Genomic DNA, 19413 nt, shown 5'->3' with positions numbered 1-19413 from the left:
ATGAAACATATTTTTAAAAATAAATGGGTATTGCCCGCATTTATTATTGCAATTACTGCATGCAGTATGAGTGCCTGTAAAGATGAAACAGCAAAAAAAGAAACGAGGCTACAATATGTAATTCCCGACTCGTTATTGAAAACATTGAAAATAGATACTGTACAAAAATGTCCGCTCGTTGAAGCATTAACATTAACCGGAACAGTAGATTTTAATCAAGATAAGCAGGTAAATATCTATCCGTTGGTGAGTGGTAATGTGGAAGATGTAAAAGTACAGTTAGGCGATTATGTACAAAAAGGCCAGGTACTGGCTATTGTAAAAAGTAGCGAAATGGCCGGTTACAGTAATAGTTTAGTAAATGCAGAAACAAATCTGGCAGTTGCCAAGAAAAATTTAGATGCACAGCGCGACTTGTTTAAAAGCGGACTTGCTTCGCAATTGGATGTGAATGCTGCCGAAGCAGCTTACCAGCAGGCAGTTGCCCAATTAGAAATGGTGAATAGAATTTTAAAAATTAATGGCAACAATACACAGGGTAATTATGTGATTAAAGCACCTATCAGTGGTTTTATTGTTCAAAAAAATATTACCAACAATACAGCTATCAGAACTGATAATGGTAATAATCTTTTCACCATTTCTGATTTGAAAGATGTATGGATTTATGCCAATGTATATGAATCAAACATCAGTAAAATTCATCTGGGCGATCCCGTTGACGTTACTACCATATCTTATCCCAACAGAATTTTTAAAGGAAAGGTTGATAAAATGATGAATGTATTAGACCCGGCCAATAAAGTAATGAAAGTTAAAGTAGTATTGCCAAATAATGATTATGCATTAAAACCCCAAATGTTTGCAAGTATTTTAATTACCAATAAAGAAAATAAACAAGCTATTTGTGTTTCATCCAAAGCATTGGTATTTGATAACAGCAGGTATTATGTGCTGAAGTATCAGGGTAACGGTGTAGCCGTGATTACACCTGTAGAAGTAATTAATACGATTGGAGATAAAACTTATATCGCTTCGGGTATTGAAGTGGGAGATCGCATTATTGCATCGCAGGCCATTTTAATTTACGATACCCTAAACAATTAGTTTTCATTTATTTCAAACTAAAGCAATGATTAAAATATTAAAAAGCGTAATTGGATTTTCGCTTAAAAATAAATTTTTTATACTATTGGCATCGCTGGCTATGATCATAGTGGGTATTGTAACATTTAAAAATATGCCCATTGAAGCATTTCCTGATGTTACCAATACTGAAATCAGCATTATTACTCAATGGCCGGGCAGAAGCGCAGAAGAAGTAGAAAAATTTGTTACCATTCCCATTGAACTGGCCATGAATCCGGTACAGGATAAAGTGAGTCTTCGTTCCTCTACCATATTTGGTTTATCGTATGTTAAACTGATATTCGATGATAATGTAAAAGACCCACAAGCCCGTCAGCAAGTAATGAATTTGTTGGGTAATGCCAATCTTCCTGCCGGCGTTAATCCTTCAGTTCAACCTCCTACTGGGCCTACCGGCGAAATTTATCGCTATACTCTCAAAAGCAATATCAGAGATGTAAGAGAATTAAAAACCATGCAAGACTGGGTCATTGATCGTCAATTGCGCTCCGTTCCCGGCGTTGGCGATATTGTAAGTTTTGGCGGAAAAACTAAAACTTATGAAATACAGGTAAACCCGGAAAAACTCACCAATCTGGGTATTACTCCGCTCGATGTGTTTACTGCTGTACAAAAAACAAATATTAATATTGGTGGAGATGTTATTATTCAAAATAACCAGGCTTTTGTAGTGCGAGGTATTGGTTTATTGAATGATATTAATGAAATCAAAAACATCATTATTGAAAACATCAACGGAGTACCGGTACTGGTAAAAGATGTTGCTAATGTTGAAATTTCCAACTTGCCCCGCTTAGGCTGGGTAGCTCGTTCAAATGGCTTGATAAACAAAGATGGAACAAGAGTTGAAACCGATGAACCCGACGTGGTAGAAGCCATTATCTTAATGCGAAAAGGTGAAAATCCTACTAAAGTATTGAATGCAGTTAAAGATAAAATAGATAAACTGAATCAGTTTATTTTACCTGCTGATACACAAATTGTTCCTTATTACGATAGAACTGATTTAATTAATTATGCAACACATACTGTACTGCATAATTTGGTGGAAGGCATATTGCTGGTTACCTTATTGGTTTCGCTCTTCATGTTTAACTGGCGTACAACTTTAATTGTTTCCATTATTATTCCCATGGCCTTGTTGTTTGCCTTTATTTGTTTGCGCTTAATGGGCATGAGTGCCAATTTGTTATCATTGGGTGCAGTTGACTTTGGTATTATTATAGATGGTGCGGTCGTCATGGTAGAAGGTATGTTTGTAATACTTGACCATAAAGCCAAAGAAATGGGTATGGAGCGATTCAATAAAATTGCCAAACTAGGGTTAATCAGGAAAAATGGAGCCCAATTAGGAAAAGCTATTTTCTTTGCAAAAGTGATTATTATAACAGGCCTCTTACCCATTTTTGCTTTTCAGAAAGTGGAAGGGAAAATGTTCTCTCCATTGGCTTATACATTGGGTTTTGCCTTATTGGGTGCACTGATTACTACACTAACACTGGTACCTGTTTTAATAAACTTATTGCTTAGAAAAAATGTGCACGAAAAACACAATCCTTTTGTAGAAGCCCTCACTGGTTTTATGCAGAAAGGATTTGCAGGTGCTTACAAAAGAAGAAAATGGGTTGTACCCATTGCATTGGTAATTATGGTAGGTGGTCTTTATTCTTTCAAATACCTGGGATCTGAGTTTTTACCTGAATTAGATGAAGGTTCTATCTGGTTAAGGGTACAAACACCTTACAGCATTTCCTTAGATAAATCGGTTGAAATTTCAACACAGATTCGAAAAATATTAATGGGATTTCCTCAGGTAAAATATGCCGTATCACAAACCGGCCGTCCAGATGATGGTACCGATGTAGCAGGTTTTTACAACAATGAATTTTCTGTGATGCTGTATCCAGAAGATTCCTGGAAGCCGAACATCACTAAGGATCAATTGATTGAAGAAATGAACAAATCCTTATCCAATATACCAGGTATTGATCTAAATTTTTCGCAGCCCATTATGGATAATGTAGAAGAAGCTGTTTCCGGTGTAAAAGGTTCCATCAGTGTAAAAGTATATGGTGATTCTTTAAATTATATGGAAGGCAAAATTCAGGAAGTATATAATATTTTAAAAAATGTTCGTGGCATTACCGATTTGGGTGTGATCCATAACATTGGGCAACCGGAGTTAGATGTAAATCTTGATCAGAACAAAATGGCCATGTATGGCGTTGCCACTGCCGATGCCAATGCAGTGGTTGCTATGGCCATAGGTGGTTTAGCAGCCTCAACATTGTATGAGGGTATTAAAACATTTGATATTCGTATTCGCCTTCCGGAAAATTTCAGAAAAACACCGGAAGATATTGGGAACCTTTTGGTGCCAACACAAAGTGGCTCTAAAGTGCCCATTAAAGAAATTGCCACCATCACAGAAAAAACAGGCCCCTGCTTAATTTTCAGGGATGATAACCAACGTTACTCTGCACTTAAATTTTCTGTACGCGATAGAGACATGGGCAGTACGATTGCAGAAGCACAGAAAAAAGTTGATCAGGCTGTTCAATTAAAACGTGGTTACACCATGGCATGGCAGGGCGATTTTGAAAATCAGAAAAGAGCCGAACATAGACTGGCACAGGTAGTTCCCATCAGCTTATTATTAATTTTTCTATTGCTGTTTACCATGTTTGGCAATTTAAAAGATGCCGGGCTTGTCTTTTTAAATGTGCCTTTTGCAATAGTGGGTGGAATTGCAGCACTGCATATAACGGGTACCAATTTCAGTATCTCCGCAGGTATTGGTTTTATAGCCTTATTTGGTATCTGTATTCAGGATGGGGTTTTACTGATAACGGTATTTAAGCACAATCTTGAAAACATAAAGGGTGCGTCCAATACATTATACTCAGCCATTAAAGAAGGGGTTAAATCGCGCATACGCCCTGTAATGATGACCGCCTTAATGGCAGCCATTGGTTTATTGCCTGCGGCCATTTCGCATGGTATTGGTTCTGAAAGTTCCAGACCTTTGGCCAGAGTTGTAATTGGAGGTATTTTATGTGCCATGATCTTCTCGCTATGGGTATTCCCATTAATCTTTGGATGGGCTTACAGAAATGTAGATAATAAACATAAGTCACTTACAGATAATGATAATTCTACTGAAACAAAGAGCTAATGCTCTATATTAATTTTAGTAGAAATTAAAAGCCGCTTCTTATCTTCACGAAGCGGCTTTATTATGCTCTATTGCTTCCTCATCAAAAAACTATTACATGAATACAAAATGGAAATATTACCTCTTTTTATTTTTATTACCATTGCTATTACAGGCACAAGAGCCGCAACAACAATCATTGCTCTGGCGCATATCAGGCAATCATCTTCCAGCCAATGCCTATATCTTCGGTACCTTCCACTTATTATGCCCTAATGAATTTATACTTCCAGATACCATTTCCAGCATCATTCAAAAAGTTGATACCGTTTATTTTGAAATTAAATTAGACGACCCTGCTCTATTTAATAACATGATGCAGGAAATGACCATGCAAAACAATCAAACACTTAAAAATTTTGTATCCACACCTGCTTATGATTCTATGAATCATATTTTTCAAGAGAAGACAAATATTAATCTCAGTTTTTTTCAATTTTATAAACCCATTCTAATTACTTCGTTCTTATATCCTGCATTAATGGGCTGCACTCCCATTTCTTTAGAAACTTCTATTCAAAAAATTGCAGAACAGTATCATATTCCAATTGAGGGTTTAGAAACAGCCGGTTTTCAATTTAAAATATTGGATGACATACCTTACCAACAACAAGCCAATATGTTAAAAGAAACGCTGCTGCATTTTAATCGGTCGAAAATAGAACTTAAAAATATGGTGGCAATGTACAAACGTATGAACATAGATAGCATTCAACAAAGTCTGACCACTGAGGATGATTTACTACAATACCAAAATGAACTGGTGGTTCAGCGCAATAAAAATTGGGTAGCCAAAATAACACAATTAATGCAAGCAACTTCCTGTTTTATAGCTGTTGGTGCCGGACATTTAGGTGGAAATGAAGGATTAATTGCATTATTCCGTAAACAAGGTTATACTGTTGTGCCAATATTATTCCAATAAGAATAGATGCTATGATAACTGATGAAAACGAATATTTTTAAAGCAATTTGAAACAGTTCACTTTGCATGTAGTACCTTCCACTCAATATTTTAATTTTTATGAGAAAATTGATCTGCTTTCTAAGTTTCATTTTGCTTTGTACCGGCACAACCAAGCTAAATGCGCAACCTACTTTTATTAAAGATAGTTTAAATACCTACATTGAGCAGGGCATGCAGGACTGGAATATTCCCGGTTTAGCCATTGCGATTATAAAAGATGGTAAAATAATAGTAATGAAAGGCTTTGGCGTAAGAGATGTTACAACAAAAGCGCCGGTTGATGAAAACACGCTTTTTATGATAGCCAGTAACTCAAAACTATTTACAGCTACCTCACTTGCACAATTGGCTTATGATCATAAGCTTTCGTTAAATGATAAGATTATAAAATATTTTCCCGATTTTCAATTGTATGATTCTGCCGTAACCAAAATGGTAACCATTCATGATATGCTATCGCATCATTTGGGTACCAAAACATTTCAAGGCGATTTTTCTTTTTGGGACAGCAAAAATTCGCGGCATGAAATCATGTACAAAATGCGCTATTTAAAACCATCGGGTACTTTCAGGCAGGATTTTGGTTATTGCAATAGCTGCTTTTTAACTGCAGGTGAAATTATACCAAAAGTTACCGGAAAACCCTGGGAAGTTTATGTATACGATAGTTTAATACAACCATTAGGAATGGAGCATACACAAACCTTAGGCTATGGTATCAGCAGAATGCCCAACGCTGCTAAGCCACATACGACTGCATTCGCGGGCAAACTACAGCTGCTCCCCTACGATCAGGTAGATAATTTAGGCCCGGCAGGAAGTTTGTTAAGTTGTGTTTCCGACCTTTCCAAATGGCTGATGATGCAATTAGACAGTGGCAGGTATAATGGCAAAAGAATTGTTCCCTGGGAAGTTCTAAGAACAACCAGAGATATGGCTACCATCATCTCCAGCCGTAAAAGAGGTGATTCACATTTTAGTGGTTATGGACTCGGTATATTCGAAACTGATTACCATGGCAAACAGATTTTCTGGCATACCGGTGGGGCATTTGGATTTGTAACCAATACCTGTTTTGTTCCCGAAGAAAATCTGGGTATCACCATTCTTACCAATCAGGATAATCAGGATTTTTTTGAATTACTACGCTATCAAATTTTAAATGCCTATTTAAAATTACCTTTTGAAAATTTAAGTAAAACAGTATTGCCCGGATTTTTAGATGAAGAAACAAGGGAAATAAAAAAGATAGATGGATGGAAAGATCGAATTAAAGGCAATACACCACCGTTACCTTTAAAATCCTATACCGGTCAATATGAAAATACATTATATGGAACGATCACTATTTCTGAAGAAAGAAATAATCCAGGCAATTTATTGATCAAATTCAACAGCCATCAAAACTTACTGGCAACACTGCAATATTTGGATAATGATGAATGGCTGCTCACATATAACAACCCGGCTTTTGGCGTTTTTACCACTTCCTTTTTAACCAAAAATAATACCGTAACAGGCATTCCAATTAAAGCCAGCGATTTTGTTGAATTTGATCCCTATCTGTTTATAAAAAAATAATGTAACCAGCAGTAAGTAATTTTATACCAAGCAATCATTACATTTGAATACCAACCATCAAAACGAACATTATGAAAGTTGCCAAACTACTGTTTTTACTAATGCTGCCTTCACTGGCATTTGCGCAAAATGAAACAAATACCATTAATACTTATGCAAATGCTCTAAATGATTCGGTAATTGCCTGGCGAAGACATTTCCATCAATTCCCTGAATTATCGAACAGAGAATACAATACAGGCGCCTACATTGCAGCTTATTTAAAAAAATTAGGATTAGATGTACAATATCCTGTTGCTAAAACCGGTGTAGTGGCCATCTTAAAAGGCAGCAAGCCCGGCCCCGTTGTAGCATTAAGAGCCGATATAGATGCACTACCTGTTGTTGAACGCATTCAATTGCCATTTGCCAGTAAAGTTACCGGAGAATATGAAGGCAATAAGGTGGGCGTAATGCATGCCTGTGGGCATGATTCTCATATTGCTATTTTAATGGGAACGGCTACAGTGCTTACAAAAATAAAAAATGAAGTACCCGGTACCGTTGTTTTCATATTTCAACCTGCCGAAGAAGGCCCTCCCGGTAATGAAGAAGGTGGTGCACCTTTAATGATTAAAGAAGGGGTAATGGACCATCCGAAAGTAGATGCTATTTTTGGTTTACACATCAATTCTCAAACCGAAATCGGAAAAATAAAATATAAATCTGGAGCTACCATGGCTTCCAGCGATTGGTTTACCGTAAAAGTAAAAGGTAAATCATCGCATGGCTCACAACCCTGGAGCGGAATTGATCCTATTGTAATAGCTGCACAAATTATTCAGGGCTTTCAAACCATTGTAAGCAGACAGGAAGAATTAACCAAAGCACCTGTTGTAATTACTGTTGGTAAAATTAATAGTGGTGTGCGCAGCAACATTATTCCGGAAACATTAACAATGGAAGGCACCATTAGAACTTTAGACAGTAAAATGCAGAAAGATGTGCATGAAAGAATGATACGCACTGCAGAAAAAATTGCAGAAGCATCCGGTGCTACTGCAACAGTTTCTATTGATACAAAAACAGAAGTTACTTACAATAGCCCCAATTTAGTGAAAGCAACTTTACCGGCATTAGAACTGGCTGCAGGGAAAAATAATGTATCAGAATCTGACTGGACTACCGGAGCCGAGGATTTTTCTTTTTATGGTGATAAAGCGCCTGCATTCTTTTTCTTTTTAGGTGGAATGCCTAAGGGAATGGATCCTGCTAAAGCGCCACCACATCATACTCCGGATTTCTATATTGATGACAGTATGTTGTCTGTAGGTGTAAAAGCTTTTTGTCAGATTGTATTTCAATATGCAAACACACACAAATAATACAAACATAGAATGAAATTTTTGGGCAGGATTTTTTCCAGATGCTTTGCAGTTATTATGCTTTTGGGTTGCAACATTCAGTTAAATGCTCAAAGCCTTCGCTTTTTTTCAGCCGATAATCCAAAATTTCAATATGTTGGGAGAATAGATTTTAGCAATCCGGCGCTTCCTAAATATTGGGCGCTGGGTGTGTATGTAACAACTTCATTCAATGGCTCATCGTGCAAATTCATTGTGCAGGATGAAGTACCCAGCCCCAATGCCCATAATTATGTTGAAGTGGTAATTGATAATTACATTTATCATCGTATTCGTTTACAGCAAAAAAGAGATACACTTTCTTTTTATAATTTAAAAAATGGTGCTCATAAAATAGTGTTGTGTAAAAATACAGAAACCAATATTGGTTACATGGAATTTGCAGGGATGCTTTGCAATGCATTGCTTGAACCACCACCATTACCCAACAAACGGATAGAATGTATTGGCAACTCCATAACCTGCGGTACAGGTAGTGATCAATCGGTGGTGCCTTGCCATGCAGGAGTTTGGCAAGACCAGCACAACACTTATTTTGCTTATGGCCCCACAACAGCAAGAAACCTGAATGCACAGTGGCATTTAACCGCTTACTCGGGCATTGGATTGGTGCATAGCTACTGCAATATTGCATTTAATATTACAAACATATTTAATCAATTAAATCTCCAACCGAACGGAATTCCATGGCAATTTTCAAAATATCAGCCGGATGTTGTAACCATTTGTTTAGGTCAAAATGATGGCAAACAAGATTCTGCTTACTATTGTAAACAATATCTTTATTTTTTGCAAACTATCAGAACTCAATATCCGAACGCACAGATTATTTGTTTATCCAGTCCGATGGCGGATAGTAGTTTGAATGCAAATTTACAACGCTACATTACTGCTGTAGTTCAAAATAACTGGTGTGTGCAAGATGGAAAAATCAGTAAATATTTTTTAAAACAGGCTTATAATGGCGGATGTGATAATCATCCCGATTTACAACAACAACAACTGATTGCAAAACAACTTACCGATTATATTGCAAATGATCTGATGCACTGGAAGCAAATCGCTTCTCATTAAGCACGTTTCCCAAATAACAAACTGCCAATACGCACCATATTGCTGCCACATGCAATGGCAATTTTATAATCGTTACTCATTCCCATAGAAAGAATGGTGAAATCTGATAACTTTTGATATTTTTTTTTACAGCTTTCAAACAAATGCTTCAAATATTGAAACTCTGATTCAATTTGAGATTGATTTTCAGTAAAGCTTGCCATACCCATTAAACCCTTTAACCGAATATTTGAAAAAATACCTGATTGAACAGTTGATAGTATTTCGATTAGTTCCTCCGCATTCAATCCAAACTTTGTTTCTTCTTTTGCAATATAAATTTGTAATAAACAATCAATAACCCGATTACATTTTTGCGCTTGTTTATTAATTTCAGCCAGTAAAGACAAACTATCTACCCCATGAATTAAATAAACAAAAGGTGCAATGTATTTTACTTTGTTTTTTTGTAAATGACCAATAAAATGCCATTGAATATCAGTTGGCAGTTTAGTAGCTTTATCTACTAACTCTTGCACATAATTTTCCCCAAAATCTTTCTGGCCTAATTGATATAGTTGTAAAATATCTTCACCCGGTTTGGTTTTACTTACTGCAATTAACCTGGTATGCCTTGCATTTAATTCTTGTAGAATATTTTGATATGTTTCAATAGCTACTGCCATAATACAAAATTAAGGATGTCCCTGATTGTATTGTTGTTGCAGCAAAAGATATTCTAATAACAAAACAATATTGTATGCTGGTGAAAAATAATTAAACTGCCCAATATTCAGTTTTTCAAATATCATTTTAAAAGGATTAGGTAATATAGAACTCATATTGGCCTTAAAAAATACAAATTGATTATTCCTAAAAAAGTTTTGGATTTGAGGTACACCCATTTTTAAGGGAGCATTAATATTTTCACCCCATCTTAATAAAGCGGTTGCAACAATTATTTTATCAAAATAATTGGTAGATGGATTTGATAAAATTTGATGCGCTTTTTGCACGAGTACAGGTTTAAATTCGTGAAGTAAATCAAAACCAGACAAACTCATTAAACGGGCAAAATGATATAAAACTACCGGAGTTCTTTGATATTCTGGGGATACGATTGTAGTGCTTTTAAAAATGTATTTTTTTTCAATACTTATTTTTAAAAGTTCTACTGTAGCACTATCTGCTTTTGCGAAAAGTAAATGATTGTTCTGCACAAAATAGAGTATATTTGCCAACACACATACATCAAACTCAATGGGCATTTTTTTTCCAAACCATGTAGAATATGCCGGTAATTTTTTAAGTGACTTCTTTGTATTGCGAATTATTTTACCATTTAAATGATTGGTATATTGTTGCATCAGTAAATGTACTGCACTGGCAGAAGTGCTATCTGTGCCTAAAGCCAACAAATCAATTACCGTATCATCCATATCATCGGGAAGCGCCATAGATCGGTTCTTCAGATTTAAACAACCACCATTCGGAAATACTTCAGGAGGATAGGTTGACCAGAAATTATAAGTATTTCTCCCCGTTTTATTTTTAAATTTTTTGAAAGCAGGCTTTGCACGTTCAATGATGGAATCAATTAAAATTTTATCGGCACTGTCTGTTAAAGGATATAATTGTTTTAGTGTGAATACAATGAGTCCCGTAAAAAATATATTATCATCTGGTTTAGTTGTATTGTACCGGTATGTTCTGTATGATGGAAAAGTGCCTGTTGTAAAAAACTTTGCAGACTGCACCTGTTGTTGAGCTAATAAATGAATCAGCATGTGAGCACTAATCGTATCAGTTGATGCAGCCATCAATCCGGTTGGCAAATGGCTGCAAAAAAAGATAAATAGTATGAAGCTGATTTTTTTCATTGCAGTTATGTAAACTTACTCAAATAACTGCAAAACGGATTTGCTTATTTTAAAATATTTCTGCTAATTACGATCCGCTGCACCTCACTGGTGCCTTCATAAATTTGGGTAATTTTTGCATCACGCATCAATCGTTCAACATGGTATTCTTTCACGTAACCGTATCCACCATGAATTTGAACCGCCTCAACAGTAACCCACATGGCCGTTTCACTCGCATATACTTTGGCCATTGAGCTGCTAATGTCATAATTCATTCCATGGTCTTTTTCCCAGGCAGCTTTTAAACAAAGCAAACGGGCAGCATCAATACGGGTGGCCATGTCAGCAAGTTTAAATTGAATGGCCTGATGTTTGGCAATTTCTTTTCCAAAAGCTTTTCTTTGTTTGGCATATTGCAATGCCAGTTCATAAGCCCCACTTGCAATACCCAATGCCTGAGATGCAATGCCAATTCTGCCACCTGCCAGTGTTTTCATGGCAAACTTAAATCCAAAGCCATCTTCCCCAATTCTATTGGCTTTAGGCACTTTTACATCATTAAACAAAATACTATGTGTATCGCTGCCTCTAATACCTAGTTTATTTTCTTTGGCACCAACTGTAACACCTGGCCAGTTTTTTTCAACAATAAATGTATTGATACCATGCGCACCTTTTTCAGGATGTGTTTGAGCCATTACTAAGTAAACGCTGGCACTTGAACCATTGGTAATCCAATTTTTTGTACCATTCAATAAATAGTAATCACCCATATCTTCAGCAGTTGTTTGCTGTGAGGTAGCATCACTGCCCGCTTCCGGTTCACTTAATAAAAATGCGCCAATATAGAGTTCACCATCTTTTTTCCCCTGTGCAAGCGGTGTGAGGTATTGTTGTTTTTGGGCTTCTGTACCAAATTCCTGTAAACCATAACATACTAAGCTGTTATTTACACTCATACACACACTGGTACTGGCATCAATTTTACTAATTTCTTCCATGGCCAAAACATAACTAATGGTATCCATTCCTGCACCGCCATATTCTGGTTTTACCATCATGCCCATAAAACCTAAATCGGCCAACTGTTCTATTTGTTCTTTCGGAAATTTTTGGTGTTCATCGCGTTCAATTACACCGCATAAACAATGGTTTTTGGCAAAATCACGAGCAGCTTTTTGAATCATCAAATGTTCTTCACTCAACTTAAAATCCATAGCGTTTAATTTAATGCACACAAAAATAAGCTAACGATTGTTAGTAACCATTATTTGTACAAAGGAATTTTATTTTCAATTGTTACATATACTTTTTTTGAAGATTGTAAAGTACTAATCTTGCCGGTGCGGTCATGCCGGGTGTTGTATCCTGCAGAAAATGACGTTTAAAAGCAATAATGGCTGCAGCAGTATCTTTTACATTATAACCAATAACCCTCAATGCCGTTAAGGTATTAAATGCATCGGGTATAGTGTCAGTAATTATTGCATCATACCAATTGCCAAAACCATGTTGCGCCAATAATTGCCATGGGAAACGGTAGTTGGGATCGTTTTTACGTGTGGGTGCAATATCGCCATGCCCAATAAAATTGGGTGTTGGGATATGATATATTTGTTTTAAACGGCTTAACAAACTTAACAAACTGTTGATTTGTGCACTGTCAAATGGCTCAAAGCCATTGTTATCTAATTCAATTCCAATAGAAGATGAATTGATGTCTTTATCATTTCCCCAACTACTTACTCCTGCCTGCCAGGCTCTTAAATAATCGTTCAACATATGGTATACTGTTCCATCTTTGCATATTACATAATGTGCACTAACCTGTGTTGCAGGTTTGGTAAAGGTTTTAAGTGTTGCAGGACAGCTATTTTGTGCGGTATGATGTATAATAACGTAATTGGGTTTACGTAAATTAAAGTTGGTGGTTCCAACAAAATAAGGTGGCTGTTGAATGGTATCATTTGCAGGAACTGCAGGAATTATTTTTAGCTGTCGGCTAAAACGAGATACTTCTTTTTTATAGGTTCTGTTGGTTAACTGATAAGGATTGCGGGAACAAGCACAGATACCAACTATAAAAGTGCAAAGAATAAGATATTTTTTCATAACCAATTAATATTTATAACAAATAGCATTAATGTTCATTCCTGCACCTACAGAAGCAAAAAGAATGGTATCGCCCGGCTGAAGATGGTGATCCGGAATTTGCCCCTTCCGAACCCAATCTAATAATGTAGGAATTGTTGCAACAGAACTATTGCCTAATGTATGAATACTCATGGGCATAACACAGGGTGGTAATTCATGTATGCCATATAACTCATACAATTTTTTAACAATGCCTTCATCCATTTTTTCATTAGCCTGATGGAGAAAAATCATTTTTAAAGTTTTGATATCCACTCCACTTTTATCTAAACAATCTTTCATAGCTGCGGATACATAACGCATGGCATATTCATACACTTTTCTTCCTTTCATTTTAATGAAACGAATACGTGGATCAGAATGCGGAAAGTTAGATTTACCCATATATAAATAATCTAATTCTTCTAATGCATGCGACTGGACACTGTAGGATAAAATACCCACAGCTTCATCTGTTTCCTTTGCACTTACAATACAGGCTCCTGCGCCATCTGAAAATATCATACTATCCCTGTCATAAATATCAATTACTCTCGATAAGGTTTCCGCACCAATTACTAAACATGTTTTTGCAACACCTGCTTTTATAAATGCATCGGCCTGAATAATACCTTGCAGCCAACCCGGACAACCAAACACAATATCATAAGGAATACATTGTGCATTTTTAATTCCTAAACCGTGCTTTACTCTTGAAGCCAATGCAGGCATGGTATCTGTTTGTATGGTATGTTGAATAACATTACCGAAATTGTGCGCCAGGATAATTTGATCGATGGATTCTTTGTTAATTCCGGCATCTGCAATAGCGGCAGTGGCTGCTGCAATAGCCATATCAACATTATTCATATTACCCGGTGCATAACGCCGTTCTTCAATCCCGGTAATATTTTTAAATTTTTCGGCAATAATATTAGATGGCAAAGCGATGGGTTGTCCATTTTCATCATAAAAATGGTTTACATAAAAATCTTTATTCGATTTTATTACCTCAGGTATATAACATCCCGTACCGGTAATTACTGTTCGTAATGCAGGCATTATAGTTGGTATAATAGTGAACTTTAAAAGTAAGGATAGTTCACACACAAAAGTACAGACCTTAAAAAATTATTCAGGATTGTATCTTTACCCAAAAAAATATATGTCGTTATATTTAGGCAGAACTGTTTTTGGCAATCCGGCCAATCAGGATAATGTTTTAACAAAAGAAGATGCCATGCAACTAATGCAGGCTTGGGTATTGAATCCTAAACTGCAATTGCACATGTTGCAAGTAGCCCATTTAATGCAATGCTGGGCTGCAGAAATTGAACAACTGCCTGAAGCAACACAATGGAAATGGGAAATGGCGGGATTATTGCATGATGCAGATTGGGATCAGTGGCCTGAACTGCATTGCAGCAAAATTATTGAAGAGTTAGAAATCAGAAATATTGATCCTGAAATTATACATGCCATTGCCTCACATGGGCCTGCACATTTTGGGATAGTACCTGAAACCAGAATGGACAAAATGCTGTATGCATTTGATGAACTTTCCGGATTAATACATGCATATTCTTTAATGCGCCCCAATGGTTATGAAGGCATGGATGTAAAAGGCGTTAAAAAGCGATTAAAAGAAAAATCATTTGCAGCAAATGTTTCCAGAGAAGATATACAAGATGCATGCACCCGTGCCGGTATACAGTTGGATGAACTGATTGCTTTTATTATTGCTAAACAACAAGCGGTTACGTTACCTTAATACTTTTATTGTATTAGGTAACATTTTTCACAATAGCATCAAAAGAACGAATGCCCAATACCTTTTCGGAAATAAAGCCTTCGGCATATTCCACTCCTATTCTTTTACCCAGCATCATAGCTCTGGCTTTTACGGTTTCTAAAAATTGTGGAGATGAAATATATGTTTGAGGTTCATTTAAGTTTACATCGGGTTTATAAAACTGGGTAGCATATGCCAATACTGCCTCAATTTTTTGGGACATATAAGCAGATATATCTATAACAAATGATGGTTGAATAAACCGGTCTTGTATATAATGAAAAACATAAGTTGGACGCCATTTTTCCTGTAGTATTTCATTATCTGTTGTTTCAATTTTTCGCAGCCCTGCTAAAAATGCTGCATCAGCTACTAATTTTGCGCTTCGACCATGATCCGGATGACGATCTTCAGGTGCATTACATAAAATAATTTCGGGTTGATATTTTCTAATAACGGTAATTACTTTGCGCAGATGAGCTTCATCATGTACAAAAAAACCATCGGCCATTTCTAAATTTTCTCTCACTAATACACCCATTATTTCTGCAGCTTTTGCAGATTCCTGCAAACGGGTTTCTGCCGTTCCGCGGGTACCTAATTCACCTTTTGTTAAATCTACAACACCTACTTTTTTCCCTTCTGCAGCTGCAGCCATAATGGTGCCTGAACAACCTAATTCCACATCATCGGGATGTACACCAAAAGCTAAAATATCTAATTTCATCTTTTACAATTTTATTCAAACGTTACAACTTTCAATCATTTCAACAGTATTCTATTTGAAAGGTTGCATATTTATTATAAATTTAAGCAAAGCTATTGTTCAATAAAACAAAAAACCCAGTCAGTTTAAAAGACCGGGTTCTTGCTCTATTCTCACGTGTAAATTAACTTTTCTTCGCATATCTTTTCTTGAACTTATCAATACGGCCTGCAGTATCTACCAATACATTTTTGCCGGTATAAAAAGGATGCGAAGTATTAGAAATTTCTAATTTAATTAATGGATATTCATTGCCATCTTCCCATGCAACAGTTTCTTTAGAAGCAGCAGTTGAACGACTTAAAAATGAGTACCCGTTACTCATATCTTTAAATACCACTAAGCGGTAACTTTCGGGATGGATACCTTTCTTCATAATGAATGATTTAGGTGGTACGGTTTGGCCGTACGATTATTAATTTTTTTTGAGGGTGCAAAAATAAGGGTTGGGTAAGTTTTTACCAAAATTAAGATGATTGTTACACAATTTTTTAGCATTTAGATGAGTAAAAACTCCAACAAACCTCTATATTAAGCTATTAAACTGTCAGAAAAACCAAATTTATTTAAGATTTCATGTTTTCAAACTGAAGTGGAACGCCAAAATCCTGCTCATTACACAATTTAATAACCGCCTGCAGGTCATCAATTTTTTTACCCGTAACACGAATAATGGTATCCATAATAGCCGCTTGTACTTTTAAACCGCTGTCTTTGATTGATTTTACAATTTTTTTGGCATTATCTTGCTTTAGGCCATTTTTTACGGCCACTTCTTTTTTGATCACTTTTCCGCTTGGATAAGCATCTTTTTCAAAATCAAAAGCATTGGCAGAAATACCTTGTTTCATGCCACGGCTAATTAAAATATCAATCACCTGCTTCATTTTCATATCGCTTTCCACCTCCAGCATAATTGTAAAATCTTTTTTATTAAGTTCAATGATTACCGGAGAATCTTTAAAATCGAAGCGCCCCTGAATTTCTTTTTTAACCGCATTGATGGTGTTATCCAACAATTGTAAATCTACTTTACTGGCTATATCAAATGAAGGCATAATAATTTTTTTACAAAGATAAAAAATGCCGCAAATATTGATGATTTACATCTGGCAGAACATAAGTCAGTTATTTTATAAAATACTGCTTCGGTTTTGGAGTACTTATGTTTTGCATCTGAGCCAATAATTGTAATTGATTGGCAGTTCGCACTAAATTTTGATCTGCATAACTACAGGCATAATAACAGTTATGTTGCAAATAATCTGTTAAGAACCGCAAGGCCTGCATATATGTCATTATCTGGCCAGAATACAACAAATGTTCGTTCTCAAAATCAGTCAACACATGCACCATTGCTGAAAGATACCCTTCGGTTACAGCTTGCAAAAAATCAGGTCTTACTTCAATCAATGAGATATCTTTTTCTTCTTCGCCAACCGGACTTAAATAGGTGCGCATCATATCACCCATATCACTGAAAAAAAATCCGGGCATTACTGTATCTAAATCAATTACCGCCACACCTTTTCCTGCTTCATTGAACAATATATTTGAAATTTTTGTATCATGATGCATGGTTCTTTGCAGACAAGTATTTTTGTGAATGAAATAATTGAACTTTTCTATAATTTGTGTTTGTCCGGCAATTTGAGTGGCATATTTTTGAGCCTGCTTTTTTAACCCATCATCAGCCTGTTGCCAGGCTTGTTTAAATTGCCAATAGCGAAATGAAAGATGGTGAAAAAAAGGGATGGTAATTTGTAAATGATTGGTATTGAAATGTGCCAATGCTGCGGTAAACTTTCCAAATTGCTGAGCAGCTTCAAATGCATCTTCCGACCTTGATAAGATTTCCTGGGTATGTGAACCTTGAATAAAAGGAAAAACCCGGTAAAATGTATTGTCAACAACCATCATTGTTTTCCCATCAACATTTGCAATCGGGCCAACAAATAAATAATCCGGCGCTTCTTTAAAAAAATAGGCAGCAAGCATTTGCAGGTTTACATCCATTTTTTCCGGATGTGGAAAAACATGGGTATTGATAGCCTGCAAAATAAAATCACCAGTATTGGTAATCACTTTCCAGGTATGATTAATCAGTCCGTCAGATATTTGCTGAACCTGAATATTTCCTGTCCAGTTATATTTCTGTTGAAGTTGTTGTAACAGATGAGGTGGTAACATGTATCGGATGCTTTGGCTTATAAAATTCTCTAAATATTAAACGAAGGTTAGGATCTTTTGTAAAATAATTGTAAATCCAGTTTATAAAAACCTGAATCCTGTTTTTTACACCTACTAATAGAAAGAGATGCAATCCCATCCATACCAACCAGGCTAAAAATCCACCAAAATGTAATCGGGGTTTTGGAATATCTACCACCGCTAAGTTTCTGCCAACTGTTGCCATACTTCCTTTGTCGTGATATTCATACGGTTGAGGATTGCCGGGGTGTAATAAATTTTTAGCCAATTGCAGCCCTTGTGTTATTGCTACATTCGCCACCTGTGGGTGACCATGCGGATACAGTGGTGTTTCCATATAAGCTACATCGCCTACTGCATAAATATTCGGTACACCAATTACTTCATTCAATCGATTTACTTTTATACGATTACCATGCACAATAAGGCTTTCGTCAAGCCCAGTGGGTACATTACCTTTAATACCTGCTGCCCAAATTAATGTATTAGAAGCAATACTGTTACCGTTGTTTAAAACTACTGTTTCGCCATCATAATCAGAAACAGATATTCCGGTTAACACATCCACTCCTAATTTTTTTAAATATTGCTCTGACTGAATCCTGCTTTTTTCAAACATGGCAGCCAGTGTATGTACATTATTTTCAATCAGAAAAATTTTCATTAACGAAAAATCTAATTCAGGATAATCTTTCGGTAATATCAAATTGCGCATTTCGGCCAAAGCACCACACAATTCCACCCCCGTTGGCCCGCCTCCCACAACAACTACCGTTAGCAATTTTGCCAAAATGGCTCTGTCTGTGATTTGAAGTGCTTCTTCTAAATTGTGCAGAAAACGATGACGTAATTGCAACGCCTCAACAGTACTCTTCATGGGTAATGCTGCTTCCTGAATTTTTTTATTGCCGAAAAAATTGGTGTCGGCCCCTGTAGCAATAATAAGTTTATCATAATGAAAATTACCAATATCTGTATGCACTTTTTTAAAATGCGTATCGACGGATAAAACGTTGGCCATCCGAATATGTATATTGCTACTGTTCTGAAACACTTTTCTGAGCGGAAAAGAAATATTACTGGCATCAAGGCCAGCAGTTGCTACCTGATAAAATAAAGGTTGAAACTGATGGTAATTGTATTTATCCAAAAGCAATAATTCAATCCCTTTTTGATTGTTGAATGTTCGTGCAATTTTTAAACCTGCAAATCCTGCTCCAATGAGTACCACTTTCATAATGATTCCGTTTATGATGAATAATCAGTTGCTTGCCACACTCCG

The 19413-nt window shown here is 36.2% G+C and carries 17 protein-coding genes; 7 read left to right on the top strand and 10 right to left on the bottom strand.

The features are described 5' to 3' along the window. The 6 genes from EO766_RS00330 (at position 1) to EO766_RS00305 (ending at position 9388) form a co-directional block, all read left to right on the top strand. Positions 1–1107 (top strand): efflux RND transporter periplasmic adaptor subunit, encoded by a 1107-nt coding sequence (locus tag EO766_RS00330; RefSeq protein ID WP_074418394.1) that lies wholly within the window; start codon positions 1–3, stop codon positions 1105–1107. Between the two features lie 25 nt (positions 1108–1132). After that, positions 1133–4324, top strand: a complete 3192-nt coding sequence (locus EO766_RS00325; RefSeq protein WP_074418393.1) for an efflux RND transporter permease subunit — start codon at positions 1133–1135, stop codon at positions 4322–4324. Positions 4325–4421: 97 nt separating this feature from the next. Further along, positions 4422–5288, top strand: coding sequence for a TraB/GumN family protein (locus EO766_RS00320; RefSeq protein WP_074418392.1), 867 nt, complete (start codon positions 4422–4424; stop codon positions 5286–5288). A 99-nt stretch (positions 5289–5387) separates the two neighbouring features. Further along, positions 5388–6911: a serine hydrolase gene (locus EO766_RS00315; RefSeq protein ID WP_074419850.1), complete on the top strand. Its 1524-nt coding sequence runs from the start codon at positions 5388–5390 to the stop codon at positions 6909–6911. A 71-nt stretch (positions 6912–6982) separates the two neighbouring features. After that, positions 6983–8275 carry an amidohydrolase gene (locus EO766_RS00310; protein WP_074418539.1) on the top strand — a complete coding sequence of 431 codons (1293 nt, stop codon included), beginning with the start codon at positions 6983–6985 and terminating at the stop codon, positions 8273–8275. 12 nt (positions 8276–8287) lie between these two features. Further along, a complete protein-coding gene (locus EO766_RS00305; protein ID WP_074418538.1) occupies positions 8288–9388 on the top strand; it encodes an SGNH/GDSL hydrolase family protein in 1101 nt (366 codons plus the stop codon). Here EO766_RS00305 and EO766_RS00300 read toward each other — a convergent pair. The 5 genes from EO766_RS00300 to EO766_RS00280 form a co-directional block, all read right to left on the bottom strand. Beyond that, entirely contained in the window at positions 9385–10053 is a 669-nt protein-coding gene (locus EO766_RS00300; RefSeq protein ID WP_074418537.1) for a YggS family pyridoxal phosphate-dependent enzyme, read from the bottom strand. The two genes, EO766_RS00305 and EO766_RS00300, sit on opposite strands and share 4 nt — an antisense overlap. Positions 10054–10062: 9 nt before the next feature. Further along, positions 10063–11247, bottom strand: a complete 1185-nt coding sequence (locus EO766_RS00295; RefSeq protein ID WP_074418536.1) for a hypothetical protein — start codon at positions 11245–11247, stop codon at positions 10063–10065. Positions 11248–11291: 44 nt separating this feature from the next. Next, complete coding sequence (locus EO766_RS00290; RefSeq protein WP_074419851.1) at positions 11292–12446, bottom strand: acyl-CoA dehydrogenase family protein; 1155 nt, start codon at positions 12444–12446, stop codon at positions 11292–11294. Between the two features lie 82 nt (positions 12447–12528). Continuing rightward, on the bottom strand, positions 12529–13341 hold the full coding sequence (locus EO766_RS00285; protein ID WP_074418623.1) for an N-acetylmuramoyl-L-alanine amidase: 813 nt from the start codon (positions 13339–13341) through the stop codon (positions 12529–12531). Between the two features lie 6 nt (positions 13342–13347). Further along, positions 13348–14424 (bottom strand): 3-oxoacyl-ACP synthase III family protein, encoded by a 1077-nt coding sequence (locus EO766_RS00280; RefSeq protein WP_074418624.1) that lies wholly within the window; start codon positions 14422–14424, stop codon positions 13348–13350. 103 nt (positions 14425–14527) lie between these two features. On the opposite strand from EO766_RS00280, the gene EO766_RS00275 reads away from it, so the two are divergent. Then, positions 14528–15133: an HD domain-containing protein gene (locus EO766_RS00275; RefSeq protein WP_074419852.1), complete on the top strand. Its 606-nt coding sequence runs from the start codon at positions 14528–14530 to the stop codon at positions 15131–15133. Between the two features lie 13 nt (positions 15134–15146). Here EO766_RS00275 and bshB1 read toward each other — a convergent pair whose 3' ends face one another. The 5 genes from bshB1 to EO766_RS00250 all read right to left on the bottom strand — a co-directional run bounded on the left by bshB1 (position 15147) and on the right by EO766_RS00250 (position 19368). After that, a complete protein-coding gene (gene bshB1, locus EO766_RS00270) occupies positions 15147–15881 on the bottom strand; it encodes a bacillithiol biosynthesis deacetylase BshB1 (protein WP_074419853.1) in 735 nt (244 codons plus the stop codon). 163 nt (positions 15882–16044) lie between these two features. Continuing rightward, positions 16045–16296 (bottom strand): type B 50S ribosomal protein L31, encoded by a 252-nt coding sequence (locus tag EO766_RS00265; protein WP_068244709.1) that lies wholly within the window; start codon positions 16294–16296, stop codon positions 16045–16047. Between the two features lie 190 nt (positions 16297–16486). After that, complete coding sequence (locus EO766_RS00260; RefSeq protein WP_074418578.1) at positions 16487–16978, bottom strand: YajQ family cyclic di-GMP-binding protein; 492 nt, start codon at positions 16976–16978, stop codon at positions 16487–16489. Positions 16979–17048: 70 nt separating this feature from the next. Next, on the bottom strand, positions 17049–18110 hold the full coding sequence (locus tag EO766_RS00255; protein ID WP_081300521.1) for a phosphotransferase enzyme family protein: 1062 nt from the start codon (positions 18108–18110) through the stop codon (positions 17049–17051). Beyond that, a complete protein-coding gene (locus EO766_RS00250) occupies positions 18067–19368 on the bottom strand; it encodes an NAD(P)/FAD-dependent oxidoreductase (protein ID WP_074419854.1) in 1302 nt (433 codons plus the stop codon). Before EO766_RS00250 ends, EO766_RS00255 begins: the two co-directional genes overlap by 44 nt. Between the last annotated feature and the right edge of the window lie 45 nt (positions 19369–19413).

The organism is Hydrotalea sp. AMD (genome assembly GCF_004100315.1).
GTDB classification, from domain to species: domain Bacteria; phylum Bacteroidota; class Bacteroidia; order Chitinophagales; family Chitinophagaceae; genus Hydrotalea; species Hydrotalea flava.
This window is presented reverse-complemented; position numbering and strand designations above follow the sequence as displayed.